Origin of the sequence: Pseudomonas sp. TJI-51 (assembly GCF_000190455.2) — a bacterium.
GTDB lineage: Bacteria > Pseudomonadota > Gammaproteobacteria > Pseudomonadales > Pseudomonadaceae > Aquipseudomonas > Aquipseudomonas juntendi.
Map to the genome: position 1 here is coordinate 35,323 of NZ_AEWE02000026.1, position 13,183 is coordinate 48,505.

At 63.0% G+C, this 13,183-nt stretch carries 13 protein-coding genes; 4 read left to right on the top strand and 9 right to left on the bottom strand.

Features of this window, described 5'->3' with window-relative positions:
- The first annotated feature begins 158 nt into the window (after positions 1-158).
- The gene (locus G1E_RS06455; protein WP_047149705.1) at positions 159-497 is read left to right on the top strand and encodes a helix-turn-helix transcriptional regulator; all 339 of its coding nucleotides are present in this window, start codon (positions 159-161) and stop codon (positions 495-497) included.
- A complete protein-coding gene (locus G1E_RS06460) occupies positions 494-862 on the top strand; it encodes a hypothetical protein (protein ID WP_009686241.1) in 369 nt (122 codons plus the stop codon). Before G1E_RS06455 ends, G1E_RS06460 begins: the two co-directional genes overlap by 4 nt.
- Before the next feature lie 96 nt (positions 863-958).
- On the opposite strand, the gene G1E_RS06465 is transcribed toward G1E_RS06460, so the two are convergent.
- Positions 959-3,040, bottom strand: a complete 2,082-nt coding sequence (locus G1E_RS06465; RefSeq protein WP_165944151.1) for a carboxy terminal-processing peptidase — start codon at positions 3,038-3,040, stop codon at positions 959-961.
- A 143-nt stretch (positions 3,041-3,183) separates the two neighbouring features.
- Here G1E_RS06465 and G1E_RS06470 point away from each other — a divergent pair, with 143 nt between their 5' ends.
- Entirely contained in the window at positions 3,184-4,146 is a 963-nt protein-coding gene (locus tag G1E_RS06470) for an NAD(P)H-quinone oxidoreductase (protein WP_009686243.1), read from the top strand.
- Between the two features lie 106 nt (positions 4,147-4,252).
- On the opposite strand, the gene G1E_RS06475 is transcribed toward G1E_RS06470, so the two are convergent.
- The 6 genes from G1E_RS06475 to G1E_RS06500 all read right to left on the bottom strand — a co-directional run bounded on the left by G1E_RS06475 (position 4,253) and on the right by G1E_RS06500 (position 9,532).
- Entirely contained in the window at positions 4,253-4,906 is a 654-nt protein-coding gene (locus G1E_RS06475; protein WP_009686244.1) for an HAD family phosphatase, read from the bottom strand.
- 14 nt (positions 4,907-4,920) lie between these two features.
- The gene (locus tag G1E_RS06480) at positions 4,921-5,910 is read right to left on the bottom strand and encodes an ABC transporter ATP-binding protein (RefSeq protein ID WP_009686245.1); all 990 of its coding nucleotides are present in this window, start codon (positions 5,908-5,910) and stop codon (positions 4,921-4,923) included.
- 1 nt (position 5,911) lies between these two features.
- The gene (locus G1E_RS06485; RefSeq protein ID WP_009686246.1) at positions 5,912-6,706 is read right to left on the bottom strand and encodes an ABC transporter permease; all 795 of its coding nucleotides are present in this window, start codon (positions 6,704-6,706) and stop codon (positions 5,912-5,914) included.
- Positions 6,696-7,544: an ABC transporter permease subunit gene (locus tag G1E_RS06490; RefSeq protein ID WP_047149706.1), complete on the bottom strand. Its 849-nt coding sequence runs from the start codon at positions 7,542-7,544 to the stop codon at positions 6,696-6,698. The genes G1E_RS06485 and G1E_RS06490 overlap by 11 nt, the downstream gene beginning before the upstream one ends.
- A complete protein-coding gene (locus tag G1E_RS06495) occupies positions 7,523-8,329 on the bottom strand; it encodes an alkaline phosphatase family protein (protein ID WP_009686249.1) in 807 nt (268 codons plus the stop codon). The genes G1E_RS06490 and G1E_RS06495 overlap by 22 nt, the downstream gene beginning before the upstream one ends.
- 138 nt (positions 8,330-8,467) lie before the next feature.
- Entirely contained in the window at positions 8,468-9,532 is a 1,065-nt protein-coding gene (locus G1E_RS06500) for an ABC transporter substrate-binding protein (protein ID WP_009686251.1), read from the bottom strand.
- Between the two features lie 318 nt (positions 9,533-9,850).
- Here G1E_RS06500 and G1E_RS06505 point away from each other — a divergent pair, with 318 nt between their 5' ends.
- Positions 9,851-10,564: a UTRA domain-containing protein gene (locus G1E_RS06505; protein WP_009686252.1), complete on the top strand. Its 714-nt coding sequence runs from the start codon at positions 9,851-9,853 to the stop codon at positions 10,562-10,564.
- A gap of 100 nt (positions 10,565-10,664) precedes the next feature.
- Here G1E_RS06505 and G1E_RS06510 read toward each other — a convergent pair whose 3' ends face one another.
- Together G1E_RS06510 and G1E_RS28615 are read right to left on the bottom strand one after the other, a co-directional pair.
- A complete protein-coding gene (locus G1E_RS06510) occupies positions 10,665-12,818 on the bottom strand; it encodes a mechanosensitive ion channel family protein (protein ID WP_009686253.1) in 2,154 nt (717 codons plus the stop codon).
- 44 nt (positions 12,819-12,862) lie between these two features.
- Complete coding sequence (locus tag G1E_RS28615) at positions 12,863-13,030, bottom strand: hypothetical protein (RefSeq protein ID WP_009686254.1); 168 nt, start codon at positions 13,028-13,030, stop codon at positions 12,863-12,865.
- Positions 13,031-13,183 lie beyond the last annotated feature (153 nt).

The following is a 13,183-nucleotide window of genomic DNA, read 5'->3' on the forward strand; positions in this document are numbered from 1 at the left end:
TATAACAGAAGGGGAGCAGCCCGATTGCTGTTCGCTATTGGCTGTCATCCGGTTGGATGAGAGGGCAGGGTTGCCGCGCTGTATTGCAACGCCTATGCCGGCTCCACCAGATAGGCCGTATGGATTGCATGCTGTAATCCTTGTTGAAGGGGTTTGTAATGGGTATTCAGGTCATCAGCCGCGACGGTCAGCCCGAGTACGCCGTGGTTCCCTGGGAGCAGTACCAGGCGCTGCTGCAGGCTGCAGGGCAGGCACCTGCCGAGGCCGGTGCCTGCGAGCCGGCTCCAGCCGCAGCCGTTGCAGCGCTGCCGGCGTTCAGTGAAGTTGCACAGATCCGCCAGGCCAAGGGCATCGCGCCTGAGCAACTGGCGCGCAATGTTGGGGTCAGCCCGGCCTACCTAGCCATGATCGAATCAGGCGAACGCCACCCGGATGCCGCCATCCGCCGTGCCCTGGCCTGGCACCTGGGGGTCGCAGGCTGGAGCGAGCCATCATGAGCCAGGTCAGGATCAGCCGTCAGCATTGGGACAACCTGCTGGGCGAGCTTGACCTGGCCCGCCGTCAACGTCACTTGCTGACTTACAGAGCGCTGATCGAGCGCTTGCAATTGCCCAGCCCGGCCATGCAGACACTCACCGCTGCGCTGGAATACCTGGCGGTGCTGGACGCGCGTGCCGAGCAACCGCTGCGCAGTTCGTTGGTCATCAGCCAGGGCGCCAGCCGCTTGCCGCGTACCGGCTTTTTCGAATGCGTAGAGCGCCTGGGGCGCTTCTCCGGCCCGATCGACGGTATGGAGGCCGCGTCGTGGCATGCTTCCGAAGTGGTGCGGGTGTTCGAATACAGCTACCCCGAAAGCGCCTGATCGCCAGCTGCACCGGGTTTTATCCAGGCAGGCACGAAATGAAAGGGCCGGGCATTTGCATGCCCGGCCCTTGTTATGTCGCGACAGCCAGCGGCCTTACTTCTTGGCCACTTTGCTGCTGGCGCTGAGGTAGTCGATCAGGATGCGACCGGTTTCTGCCAGGTAGGCGTCGTCTTCCGGCTTGGTGTTTTCATCCTCGGCCGGCAGCGCGTCTTCGTCCTCTTTCTTCAGCTCTTTGAGTGGCTCTTCACCCTTGGCCTTGCGGCGGGTGTTTTCCAGCGCCAGTTGTTTCGCCTCGATCTCGTCGTGGCGGGCACGGCGGTCCTGCTCGTTGAGGCTGACGGTTTTTTCGTTCATCAGCTTCTGGGTCAGGGCCAGGCGGTCGCGGATGTAGGTGAACTCGGCATCCTTGTCGCTACGTGCCTCATGCTGGGCCTTGAGCTGCGCCAGGAACGGTTTGAACGGGTCGGCAGCGGGCTTGACCACCGGGCGGATGGTGTCCCACGGCATGGCCTCGGGCAGGGCGCTTTCGCCGATTTCCTTGGTGTCGATGATCGATGGGTAGTCGATGTCCGGCAGTACGCCCTGATGCTGGGTGCTCTGCCCGGATACCCGGTAGAACTTCGCCAGTGTCAGCTTCAGCTCGCCATGGTTGAGCGGCTGGATGGTCTGCACGGTGCCCTTGCCGAAGGTCTGGCCGCCAATGATCAACGCGCGGTGGTAGTCCTGCATGGCACCGGCGAAAATCTCCGAGGCCGATGCCGAGAGGCGGTTGACCAGCAGCGCCAGCGGCCCTTTGTAGAAGGCACCGGGGTTTTCGTCTTCCAGCACGTCGACCCGGCCATCGCTGTTGCGCACCAGCACCGTCGGGCCTTTCTCGATGAACAGGCTGGTCAGTTCGGTGGCTTCCTGCAACGAGCCGCCGCCGTTGTTGCGCAGGTCGATGACCACGCCGTCGACTTTTTCTTTCTGCAGCTCGGTGAGCAGTTTCTTCACGTCACGCGTGGTGCTCTTGTACTCCGGGTCGCCGGCGCGGTAGGCCTTGAAGTCCAGGTAGAAGGCCGGGATCTCGATGATGCCCAGCTTGTAGTCACGCCCGTCCTGCTTGAGCTTGAGCACAGACTTCTTCGCCGCCTGCTCTTCCAGCTTCACCGCTTCGCGGGTGATCGACACGATCTTGCTGGTCTGATCGCTCGGTGCGTTGCTGGCCGGGATGACTTCCAGGCGCACCACCGAGCCTTTCGGGCCGCGGATCAGCTTGACCACTTCATCCAGGCGCCAGCCGACCACGTCGACCATTTCCTTGTTGCCCTGGGCGACACCGATGATCTTGTCTGCCGGTGCCACCTGCTTGGTCTTGGCTGCCGGGCCGGCCGGCACCAGGCGCACGATCTTGACCTGGTCGTTGTCGCTTTGCAGCACTGCGCCGATACCTTCCAGCGACAGGCTCATGTTGATGTCGAAGTTTTCCGCGTTGTCAGGCGACAGGTAGTTGGTATGCGGGTCGTAGGACTGGGCGAAGGTGTTGATGTAGGCCTGGAAGATATCTTCGGCACGGGTCTGGTCCAGGCGCGCGAGCTGGTTCTTGTAGCGCTTGGTCAGGGTTTCCTGGATCTGCTTGGGCTCTTTGCCGGCGATCTTCTGGCGCAGCACTTCGTCTTTCACGCGTTTGCGCCACAGGTCGTCAAGCGCGGCCTGGTCCTTCAGCCATGGCGCGTCCTTGCGGTCGATCAGCAAGGTTTCCTTGGTGGTGAAGTCCATTTTGTCCACGCCCTTGTTCAGCTCGGCCAGGGCGAAGTCCAGGCGTTGCTTGACGCGGTCGAGGTAGCGCTTGTAGATGGTGAAGCCCGGGTCGAGGTTGCCGCTTTTGAGGAAATCGTCGAATTGCGTTTTCCACTTGTCGAATTCGGCGATATCGGCCGCGGTGAAGTAGCTGCGCGCCGGGTCCAGCAGCTTGATGTAGCTGTCATAGATGATGACCGAACGGGCGTCATCCAGTGGCGGCTTGCTGTAATGGTGGCGCTTGAGCAACTCCACCACATTGAGGCTGGCGACGATCTCGTCGCGGTCGGGTTGCAGGCTGTCCCATTTGTTGGCGGCCGCTGCATTGCCGCCGAGCGCGAGGCTGCCCAGGCCGATCATCATGGCCAGGGCGGTGCTTGGGAGGAAATGCTTCATGCTGATTCGACGTGGGGGCAATTGATCACGCATAGTAGGCCGTCTTTTCCGTTCGCCGGTTCCAGAAGAGCCGGGCGCATACTGCAAAAAGCCTGGGCACAACGATCCCAGGCTCGGTCATATGATTCAACTATGGAGGCACTGTGAAGGCATTGCAAGGCGTTGACGGACATGTGACCTGGGTCGAGGCCGAACGCCCGACCTGTGACGCGGGCCAAGTGCGCATCCGCGTGGCTGCGGCGGGGTTGAACCGCGCCGATTTGCTGCAGATGAAAGGTTTGTACCCACCGCCGCCAGGTGCCAGCCCGTACATGGGGCTGGAGTGCTCCGGGGTGGTCGAAGAAGTGGGCGCTGGCGCAGCCTGGCGCGTGGGTGATCGGGTCTGCGCGCTGCTGGCCAGCGGTGCCATGGCCGAGGAAGTGGTGGTCGACGCCCGCCACGTACTGCCGGTGCCCGAAGGCCTTGGCCTGCATGAAGCCGCTGCACTGCCGGAGGTGTACGCCACTGCCTGGCTGAACATCTTCCAGCTTGGTGCGCTGAAGGCGGGCGAGAAGGTCCTGGTGCACGCCGGTGCCAGCGGCGTCGGCTCGGCAGCCATTCAGCTGTGCAAGGCGTTTGGCAGCCCGGTCTGGGTCAGCGTCGGCTCGGCGGACCGCCTGGCCTATTGCCAGGCCTTGGGCGCAGCAGGTGGCGTGGTGCGTAACCAGAACCTCGACGCGCTGGAAGGGCTGGGCCCGTTCGACGTGATTCTTGACCCGGTGGGGGCCAGCTATGGTGAACTCAACCTCAAACTGCTGGCCCGTGACGGGCGCTGGGTGATCATCGGCCTGATGGGCGGCCGCACGTTCGAGCTGGACTTGGCTCAGGTACTGGGCAAGCGCCTGGGGATCACCGGTTCTACCCTGCGCAACCGTGATGACAGCTTCAAGGCCGAGCTGCTGCGCGAGTTGCAGCAGCAGGTGTGGCCGCTGTTCAGCGAAGGGCGCCTGTCGCCGCAACTGGTCGATACCTACCCTGTGGAGTTCGCCCAGGCGGCGTATGCCGAGCTGGAGACCAACCAGGTGTCGGGCAAGTTGGTGATGGTGATCGACCCGAGCCTGGCTTGAGGTTGCCGGGGCTGCTGGGCAGCCCATCGCGACACAAGGCCGCTCCTACAGGAGCTTGCATTTGCCTGTAGGCGCGGCCTTGTGTCGCGAAGCGCCCCCATGTCCCTCAAGTCCAACTCAAGATAGGCCAGCCATTCTTCTCGGCGTGCTCGCGCAACACCCCATCCGGGTTCACCGCATACGGGTGATCCACCTTCAACAACAACGGCAGGTCATTCCTCGAATCGGAATAGAAGCTCGCCCCCTCCAGGTTCTCCTGCTCCTGGTCCAGCCATTCCAACAGCCGGGTAATCTTGCCCTCGCGGTAGGTCAGTACCCCATGGGTGTTGCCGGTATACACCCCGTTCACCGCCTCCAGCTCGATCGCCAGGTATTCATCTATGCCCAGGCGCGCCGCAATCGGCCCGACCAGGTGCGTGCCTGAAGCCGAAATGATCAGAATGCGGTCACCGCGCTTGCGGTGCTCGGCAATGCAGCGGCAGGCGTCGCCGTAGATGATTGGCTCGATCACCTCTTCAACCCACGGCTCCACCAGGTGCTCGACCTCTTCCAAAGTGCGCCCGGCAATCGGCTCCAGGCTGAAGGCCATGTAGTCCTCCATCTGCAGGTGGCCTTTGCCGTACGCTTCCATCAGCTCATGGTCGCGGCGCAGGAATTCCTTGCCATCGACCCAGCCCAACCGGGCCATCTGTTCACTCCACAGCGACGCGCAGTCGCCGTGGATCAGGGTTTCGTCCAGATCGAAAATTGCCAATGCCATCGTGTTGCATCTCCTTAGGCCACTTCGCGTAGCGCCGTGGGGTCGATCGACAGGCTCACCCGTTGCCCGTCTGCATGCAGGTCGGCCGGTGAGCGGTTGAGTACGTCGACCACCAGTTCCACGCCACGCACTTGAACGCGGTAGCGGATCACGTTGCCCAGCAGGCTATGGCTGCGTACCTCGGCGTCGCGCTCACCCGCCAGGCCCAAGGTGATGGATTCCGGGCGGATCGCCAGGCGGCAGGCTATCGGGCGTTGCAGCAGGCGGCTGGCGCTGTCGGCGTCAAGCAGGTTGTAGTTGCCGATAAAGCCTGCGGCAAACAGGTCCACCGGCGCAGTGTAAAGGGTTTCGGCATCGCCGCTTTGCACAATGCGCCCCTGGTTCATCAGGAAGATACGGTCAGACATGGTCAGCGCCTCTTCCTGGTCGTGGGTGACGAAGATGGTCGTCAGCCCCAGTTCGCGCTGGATCGCGCGAATTTGCTCGCGCAGGTGCTTGCGGATACGTGCATCCAGTGCCGACAGCGGCTCGTCGAGCAGCAACAGGCGTGGCCGGGTGACCAGCGAGCGGGCCAAGGCCACGCGCTGGCACTGGCCGCCCGACAACTGGTGCGGGTAGCGCCCGGCAAAGGTGCCCAGCTCGACCAGGTCCAGTGCCTCGCGCACGCGCCGCTGGCATTCCTCGGCCTTGACCTTCTGCATGCGCAGGCCAAAGGCAACGTTCTGCTCCACGGTCATGTTGGGGAACAGCGCGTAGCTCTGGAACACCATGCCGATGCCGCGTTGCTGCGGGCTCAGCGGCACGATGTCGTGGCCGTCCAGCAGGATCTGCCCGCGGTCCACCGGGGTGAGCCCGGCGATGCAACGCAGCAGCGTGGACTTGCCGCACCCGGAGGGGCCGAGCAGGGTGACGAATTCGCCGCGCTCGATGTGGCAGTCGATGTTCTCGAAAACCGGGTTGCCGGCATAGCGCTTGTGTAATTGCTGTACGCTGACGAAGCTCATGTCAGGTCTTGTCCTTGTTCAGGCGGTTGGCAACCCAGGTCAGTACCAGCACGAAGGCGAAGTAGGAAATCACCAGCGCGCTGTTGAAGTGGCCGCTGCTGTTGCGCATGTTGTTCAGGTACACCTGCAGGGTCTCGTAGCGGGTGCCGACCAGCAGGTTGGCGAACACGAATTCCCCGAACAGGAACGAGAACGACAGCAACAGCGCCACCATCAGGCCCTTGCGCAGGTTTGGCAGCACCACCAGCAGTGCGGCTTGCCAGGTGCTGGCGCCGAGCAGCTGGGCGGCGTCCATCAGGTCGTGCAGGTGAATGGCCTGCAGGTTGTTGGTGATCGCCCGGTACATGAACGGCAGGGCGATGGTGAAGTAGCAGCCGATCAGGATCCACGGCGTGCCGACCATGGCCATCGGCCCGCTGCCGTACAGCTGCAGCAGCCCTACCGACGACACCACCGGCGGTACCGCGAAGGGCAGCAGGATCAGGATGTTCATCAGCCCGTCCAGCCTGGGGAAATGGTAGTGGACCACGAACAACAGCGGCAGGATCAGTACCACCGACAGCAGCAGCGCCCCCACGCAGACCAGCAGCGACTGGCCGAACGCCGCCAGGAAGCGGGGTTCGCTCCACAGCGCGATGTACCACTTGAACGTCAGGCCGCTGGGCAGCAGGCTGGCCGACCAACTGGTAGCCAGCGAGTAGAGCAGGGTGCCGGCCAGGGGCAACAGCAGAATCAGGAACAGCAGGTACACCACGGCGCGGTGGTACCAGCCGCCGGCACGGGTTTCAGCGCGCATGGTAGCTCCGTTTCAGTAGCCATTGGTGCACCACCGTGACCAGCGTCATCAGCCCTACCAGAACCATTGCCAGCGCGCTGGCCAGGTTGGGGTCGAGGCTGATGTCACCGGCCACCAGGCCAGCGATGCGGATCGGCAGTACGTTGAAGTTGCCAGTGGTCAGCGCGTACACGGTGGCGTACGCGCCAAGGGCATTGGCCAGCAGGATGACGAAGGTGCCCAGCAGGGCCGGGGTCAGCACCGGCAGGCCGATGTGCCGCCAGAACTGCCAGTGGCTGGCGCCCAGCAGTGCTGCCGATTCACGCCAGTCTTCGCGCAGTGCGTCGAATGCCGGGTACAGCAGCAGCACGCCCAGCGGGATCTGGAAGTAGGTGTACACCAGGATCAGGCCGTTTCTGGAATAGATGCTGAAGTCTTCCAGCAGGCCGATCTGCTTCAGCAGCAGGGTCAGTGCGCCGTTGAAACCGAGCAGGATGATGAAGGCAAAGGCCAGCGGCACCCCGGCGAAGTTGCTGGTCATGTTGGCGAAAGCGCTGACGAAGTCGCGCAGCCTCGAGTCTACCTGGCGCAGCGAATAGGCACCGAGGGTCGCGATGACGATACCGAACAGGCTCGACCAGAAGCTGATCTCCAGGCTGCGTTGCAACGCCTGCAGGTAGAACTTAGAGGTGAACACCTTGCTGAAGTTGGCCAGGCCCCATCCAGCCTCCGATTGCAAGCTGTTGATCGCCACCCAGGCCAGCGGGGCGATCTGGAAGATGACGAAGAACGCCGCGAACGGCAGTAGGCACAGCAAGGCCATGTAGCGGCTGCGGTTCACTTGAGCAACTCCCTGCATACCGTTTTGTCGTGCGCCACGCCCAGCAGCTCGCAGATGGTGCCGCATAGCTCGGTCTGCTGTGGCTTGGCGGCCGGGTCAAGGCTGAAGGCTTCGCCAAAGACGAACAGCGGCACTTCGCGTTCCTCGGTGAGCAAGCCATTGTGCGAGCGGTCGTTGTTCATGCCGTGGTCGGCAGTGACCAGTACCTGGTAGCCCTCTTCGAGCCAGCCTGGCAGGTAGTCGGCCAGCAGGATGTCCACGCTGCGCGCGGCATTGCGGTACTGGCTGCTGTCCAGGCCATGGTGGTGGCCGACATCATCGATGCTCATGGGGTGCAACAGCAGAAAGTTCGGGGCGTGCCGCCGGCGCAGGTACTCGCCGTCGGCCAGCAGGTGGGAGTCGGGGTAACGGTCGTCCCAATAGAACAGCCCGTGCTGGATCGGCAGCTTCGGGGCGTGGGTATGGCGGTCGCGCTGCGGGTCGAAAGGCGAGCGGTTGTACAGTTCGCTCATCCAGTGATAGGCCGCTGCCGCCGTGCCCAGGTTGGCCTCGCGCGCGTAGTGGAACACGCTGCGTTGGTTGGACAGGCGGTTGACGCCGTTGTGCACGATACCGCTGTCGATGGGCGCTACGCCGGTGAGGATGCATTCGTACAACGGCCGTGACAGCGATGGCAATTCGCATTCCACGCGGTACAGCGCGGCGCGGTCGGCCTCGACATAAGCGTGCAGGTGGCCCATGGCATGGTGGGCGACCTGGTAGTTGAGGCCGTCGAGCAGGACCAGGATGACGTTGTGTTGCATGGTGGCTCCCAATGAGCTGCAGGCGGTTCTAGCTGAAAGCTGAAAGTTGCAAGCTGCAAGCCGCAAGCTGCAAGAAGAAGCCGGCATGGCGCTCACCGGCTTCCACTTGTAGCTTGCAGCTTGCTACTTGAAGCTTCTTCATTCCATCTCGATGATCACCTGCTCCTGCCACAATTGCGGCAGCTTCTTCGAGGTCGCTTCCCAGGCTTCGGCATTCTTGATCGGCTGGGCCGCACTGTATTGCTCATTGGGCAGCAGTTTGGCCTGCACGTCTTCCGGCAACTTCATGTGCTCGGCCCGGATCGGCCGTGCATGCCCCTTGGCCAGGTTGATCTGCCCGGCGTCGCTGAAGATGTATTCACGGGTCAGCTTGGCAGCGTTGGGGTGCTTGGCATATTTGTTGATGACGGTGGTGTAGCCGGAAATCACCGAGCCGTCGGCCGGGATCAGCACTTCAAAACGCTTGGGGTCGATCTGCTCGCGGTAGCTCAGGCCGTTGAAGTCCCATACCACGCCCACTTCAACTTCACCCTTTTCAAGGGTCTGGATGGTCGGGTTCGCCAGGGACAGGCGTTTCTGCTGGGCCAGCTTGGTAAACAGTTGCAGGCCTGGGGCCAGGTTGCTCTCGTCACCCTTGTAAGCGATCGCCGCGGCCAACACGCCATTGGCCGCCTGGGCAGCGGTACTCACGTCACCGATAGCGACCTTGTACTTGCCTTTCTCCAGGTCGTGCCAGGTTTTCGGGCGTTCGCCTTCCTTGACCAGATCCTTGTTGATGATGAAGGCGATGGTGCCGGTATAGGCCAGTGCCCAGTGGCCGTCTTCATCCTTGGCCCATGCCGGCACCTGGTCCCAGGTGCTGGGCTTGTACGGCTGGCTGACACCCTTGGCCACTGCAATCGGGCCGAAGGCGGCGCCCACGTCACCGATATCGGCGCTGGCGTTGTCTTTCTCGGCCTCGAACTTGGCCAGCTCCTGCGCCGAGCTCATGTCGGTGTCGCTGTGCTTGAGGCCATATTTGCTGGCCAGGTCTTCCCAGGTGCCTTTCCAGTTGGCCCAGGCATCGGGCATGCCCACGCTGTTGATGGTGCCTTCCTTGCGGGCGGCGTCTTCCAGCGCCTTGAGGTCAGGGCCGGCGGCCAGCGCCGAGGTGCACAGGGTAATGGCCGAACCGAGCAGTGACGCCATGAACAACTTTTTCATCCGAAGCTCCTTGGTATGGGTGCCTGTAGCGATCGTTGTTAGGAGTGAAGGGGTTGTCTGGTGACCGTTGGTCTAGGTCAGCAAACCTTGAGCCAAGGTAGGCCGCTTGCGTGACAATTTGATGTAGGGGTACACCGGCAACGGCCCTGCGACTAAAGCGTAGACCACGGAATTCAACCGGTCGGGCGGCCTTGGCGCGTTTCTGGCAAGGGTCGCGGCAGGCGCTTGTCACAGGATATTCATCAGCCCTGCCTAGGCTGCACTAATCTTCACAGGCCCCTTTGTGGGGCTGGACTAGTCCAGATAGGTAACCTTTTGATGCAGTCGACGCCCCCGCGTGCGGTAACAGCCATCTGCCATGCCCTGCAGGAGCAGATCGAGCACGGCTTGCTGGAGCCGGGCGGCAAGTTGCCGGCCGAGCGCCGGCTGAGCGAGCTGTTCGGCACCACGCGCATTACCCTGCGTGAAGCGCTGGTGCAGCTTGAAGCCCAGGGCCTGATCTACCGCGAAGAGCGGCGCGGCTGGTTTGTGGCGCCGCAGCGCCTGACCTACGACCTGATCGAACGCAGCCACTTCCATGCCATGGTGCGCGCCCAAGGGCGCGTGGCCAGCACCGAGCTGCTGTCGGCGCGGCTGCAGCCAGCCCCGGCGGCCATCTGCGCGCGCCTGCAGTTGCCGGCGTTGTCCAGTGTGGTGCGCATCTGCCGGTTGCGGCGCATTGATGGGCGGGCAGTGTTGTATGCCGAGCACTACCTCGCCCCCCGGTATTTTCCGGACATCCTCGAGCATGACCTGGCGCAGTCGCTGACCGAGATCTATGGGCGGGTGTATGGCATCGAGTATGGGCAGGTGTGTTTCGAGATCCTGCCAACGGCATTGCCAGTTGAAGCGGCGGGGGCGTTGAAAGTATCGGCGGGGAGCCCGGGGCTGCACATTACCCGGGTCAACAGTGACCAGTATGGGCACCTGATCGACTGTGACCTGGAGTATTGGCGGCATGATGCCATTCGTATTCGTGCCCAGGCGGGCTAGGGTGTTGGCTGCTTCGCGGGCTTGCCCGCTCCTACAGGTACTGCACAGGCCTTGAACACTGTGATTACCCTGTGTGAGCGGGCAAGCCCGCGAAGAGGCGCTAACTGGAGGAACCGGTTTCCGCCATCCCGCCACCCCCAGCGGTCACCACCTGTACCGACAACCGTGGCGTCGCCAGATCCAGCCCGGCCTCGTCCAGCTGCCGCTTCAGCGCCAGGTTGAACGCCCGCGACACTTCCCATTGCTTGATCGGCGCGGTCTTGAACCGTGCCCGCAACACCGCCGAACCCGACTCGAAGCTTTCCACCCCCTGCAGTTCCAGCGGCGACCAGATATTGCGGCGCATCAGTGGGTCGTTGCGCAGTTTTTGCCCGACTTCGCGAATCAGCGTGATGGCCTGGTCGATGTTCATGCTGTGCGGGATCGCCACCCGGAAGATCGCGTAGCCGAACTCCCGCGAGTAGTTCTTGATGCTCTTGATTTCGCTGAACGGAATGGTGTGCACGATGCCGTCGATATCGCGCAGGCGCACGGTGCGGATGGTCAGCCCCTCGACGGTGCCCAGGTGGCCGCCGACATCCACGTAGTCGTCGATGGCCAGCGAGTCTTCGATGATGATGAACAGCCCGGTGATCAGGTCGGCCACCAGCGACTGCGCGCCAAAGCCGATGGCCAGGCCGATCACGCCGGCACCGGCCAGCAGCGGGGTGACGTTCATGCCCATGTTGGCCAGGGCCACGATTACGGCAATGATGAAGATGACCACGAACATCACGTTGCGGATCAAAGGCATCATGGTTTGCGCGCGGGCATTGGCCAGCCCCCGGCGCGAACGTACCAAGGCATGGTGCACGGCGGTGTCGGCCAGAATCCACACCAGCCAGGCGACGATCAGCGTGCCGGCCAGCCCCAGCAGGCGCACGCTGATGTCGTGACCGTCGCCCTCGGCGAAGGTGATCATCGACAGGCCCCACACGCGCAAGCCCAGCTCGATGAACAGCAGCCAGATGAGGATGTGCACCAGCAGGTAGCCAAAGTTGCGCAGGCGTTCGGCATATACCGCCTGGCGCTTGGCCGCCCGCTTGGGGTTGGCTGCATGCCGCCGCACCAGGCCATTGAGCACCATGCACACCACCACCAGCACCGTGCACATCAGCGACTGGCGCAGCGCGGTGCTGGTGTCACCGGCAGAAACGAAGGTGGCGAACAGTGAAATCGCCACCAGGATCAGTGCGGGAATGAACCAGAAGCTGCCAAGGATCTCGATGGTGTCGCTGAGCGTGCGCCGGGTCAGGCGCCGGGACAGCGGCTGGTTGCGGATCAGGTGGGCAATCGGCCGGCGGAAGCGCAGGATGAACAGCCCGGTACACAGGGCGGCAATCACATTGGCCAGGGTTGCCAGCGCATGCGCCAGGTGGGTACCCAACGCCACCAGCAGGCGCGGGTCGCTCATGGCCTCGCCAAAGGCGGCGAAGCTGCCGATCAGCCACAGCGGCCGGAACGCCTGGTGCCGCAGGATATGCAGGGCACGGTGGCGGTGCGGGCCGTCGAGCAGCGAAAAGGCGATGACGCACACCGCCGAGAAGCAGGTGCCCACCACCAGCGCGTAGGCCAGCACCATGGCCAGCGATTTGCCCAGTGACGGCGGCAGCACGAAGCTCAGGTACACGGTGAACACCAGCGCCACCAGCCAGGGGCCCAGCTTGCGCAAGGCAAAGCGCACCAGGTCCCAGGTGCGTGGGTGTTGCGGCAGTTCTTCACTCAGGCCAAACCGCAGGCGTATGCGGTGGCCGACCCAGTTGAAGAAGTAGGCCAGCAGGCTCCACACGGCAATCACCGCGGCAAAGCCGAACAGGATGGCCGGCCACTGGTGCACCGGCACCATCAGTTCGGTCAGCTCGACCTGGGCCTGTTCGATTTCCGCCGCCCAGCGGTGGAAAGGGCTGGCATCGCCGCTGAACTGTTTTTCGAAGTCACTCAGCGCACCGCCGATCAGGCCGAGCACACCTTGCTCGACACTGGGCTGAGTTTGCCGGGTGGCATCGCGCAGTTTTTTCAGGTCGGCCAGCAGCTTGGCCCGTTGCTGGTCGTTCTCGAGGTTCTTGATCACCTCGTCCAGCGACTTGCCCAGTGGCTCGGTGGCCTCCGGCTGCGCGGGCGCGCTGCTGCCCAGCAGGCCGGGCAGGCCCGCTGCCTGCACCGGGGTGATGAACAGCAAGAACAGTAGGGACAGGAAACGCAGAAGGGCAGGCACTGGCAAATCTACCTCAGGTCAAACGATTGCCCGAGTGTAGAGGTTTATGTCGGCAGTTTCTCGAGGATCTTCCAGCAGGTTAGGCCAAAGATGCCCAAGGTGCCGATCCACATCATCAGCACACCGATACTGCGTTCGCGCATGCTGAAGCCAACGGTCAGCAACAGCAGGAACAGAAAAACCGGCACGAACAGGGACAAAAACGGGGACATGGACAGCAATCCTTTTGCAGTGGGGCCATGTAACAAGCATAGCGGGTGGCAAGCGAAGCGGGATTGACCTTGAGCAGGCCAGGCCCAATCGCCGGCAAGCCAGCTCCCACAGGGAAAGCGCCAGCCCTGAAGGTTGTGCAGTACCTGTGGGAG

Coding starts and splice junctions, on each gene's coding strand:
- G1E_RS06455 (WP_047149705.1), top strand. CDS start 159: ATGGGTATTCAGGTCATCAGCCGCGACGGTCAGCCCGAGTACGCCGTG.
- G1E_RS06460 (WP_009686241.1), top strand. CDS start 494: ATGAGCCAGGTCAGGATCAGCCGTCAGCATTGGGACAACCTGCTGGGC.
- G1E_RS06465 (WP_165944151.1), bottom strand. CDS start 3,040: ATGAAGCATTTCCTCCCAAGCACCGCCCTGGCCATGATGATCGGCCTG.
- G1E_RS06475 (WP_009686244.1), bottom strand. CDS start 4,906: ATGGCATTGGCAATTTTCGATCTGGACGAAACCCTGATCCACGGCGAC.
- G1E_RS06480 (WP_009686245.1), bottom strand. CDS start 5,910: ATGAGCTTCGTCAGCGTACAGCAATTACACAAGCGCTATGCCGGCAAC.
- G1E_RS06485 (WP_009686246.1), bottom strand. CDS start 6,706: ATGCGCGCTGAAACCCGTGCCGGCGGCTGGTACCACCGCGCCGTGGTG.
- G1E_RS06490 (WP_047149706.1), bottom strand. CDS start 7,544: ATGCAGGGAGTTGCTCAAGTGAACCGCAGCCGCTACATGGCCTTGCTG.
- G1E_RS06495 (WP_009686249.1), bottom strand. CDS start 8,329: ATGCAACACAACGTCATCCTGGTCCTGCTCGACGGCCTCAACTACCAG.
- G1E_RS06500 (WP_009686251.1), bottom strand. CDS start 9,532: ATGAAAAAGTTGTTCATGGCGTCACTGCTCGGTTCGGCCATTACCCTG.
- G1E_RS06505 (WP_009686252.1), top strand. CDS start 9,851: ATGCAGTCGACGCCCCCGCGTGCGGTAACAGCCATCTGCCATGCCCTG.
- G1E_RS28615 (WP_009686254.1), bottom strand. CDS start 13,030: ATGTCCCCGTTTTTGTCCCTGTTCGTGCCGGTTTTTCTGTTCCTGCTG.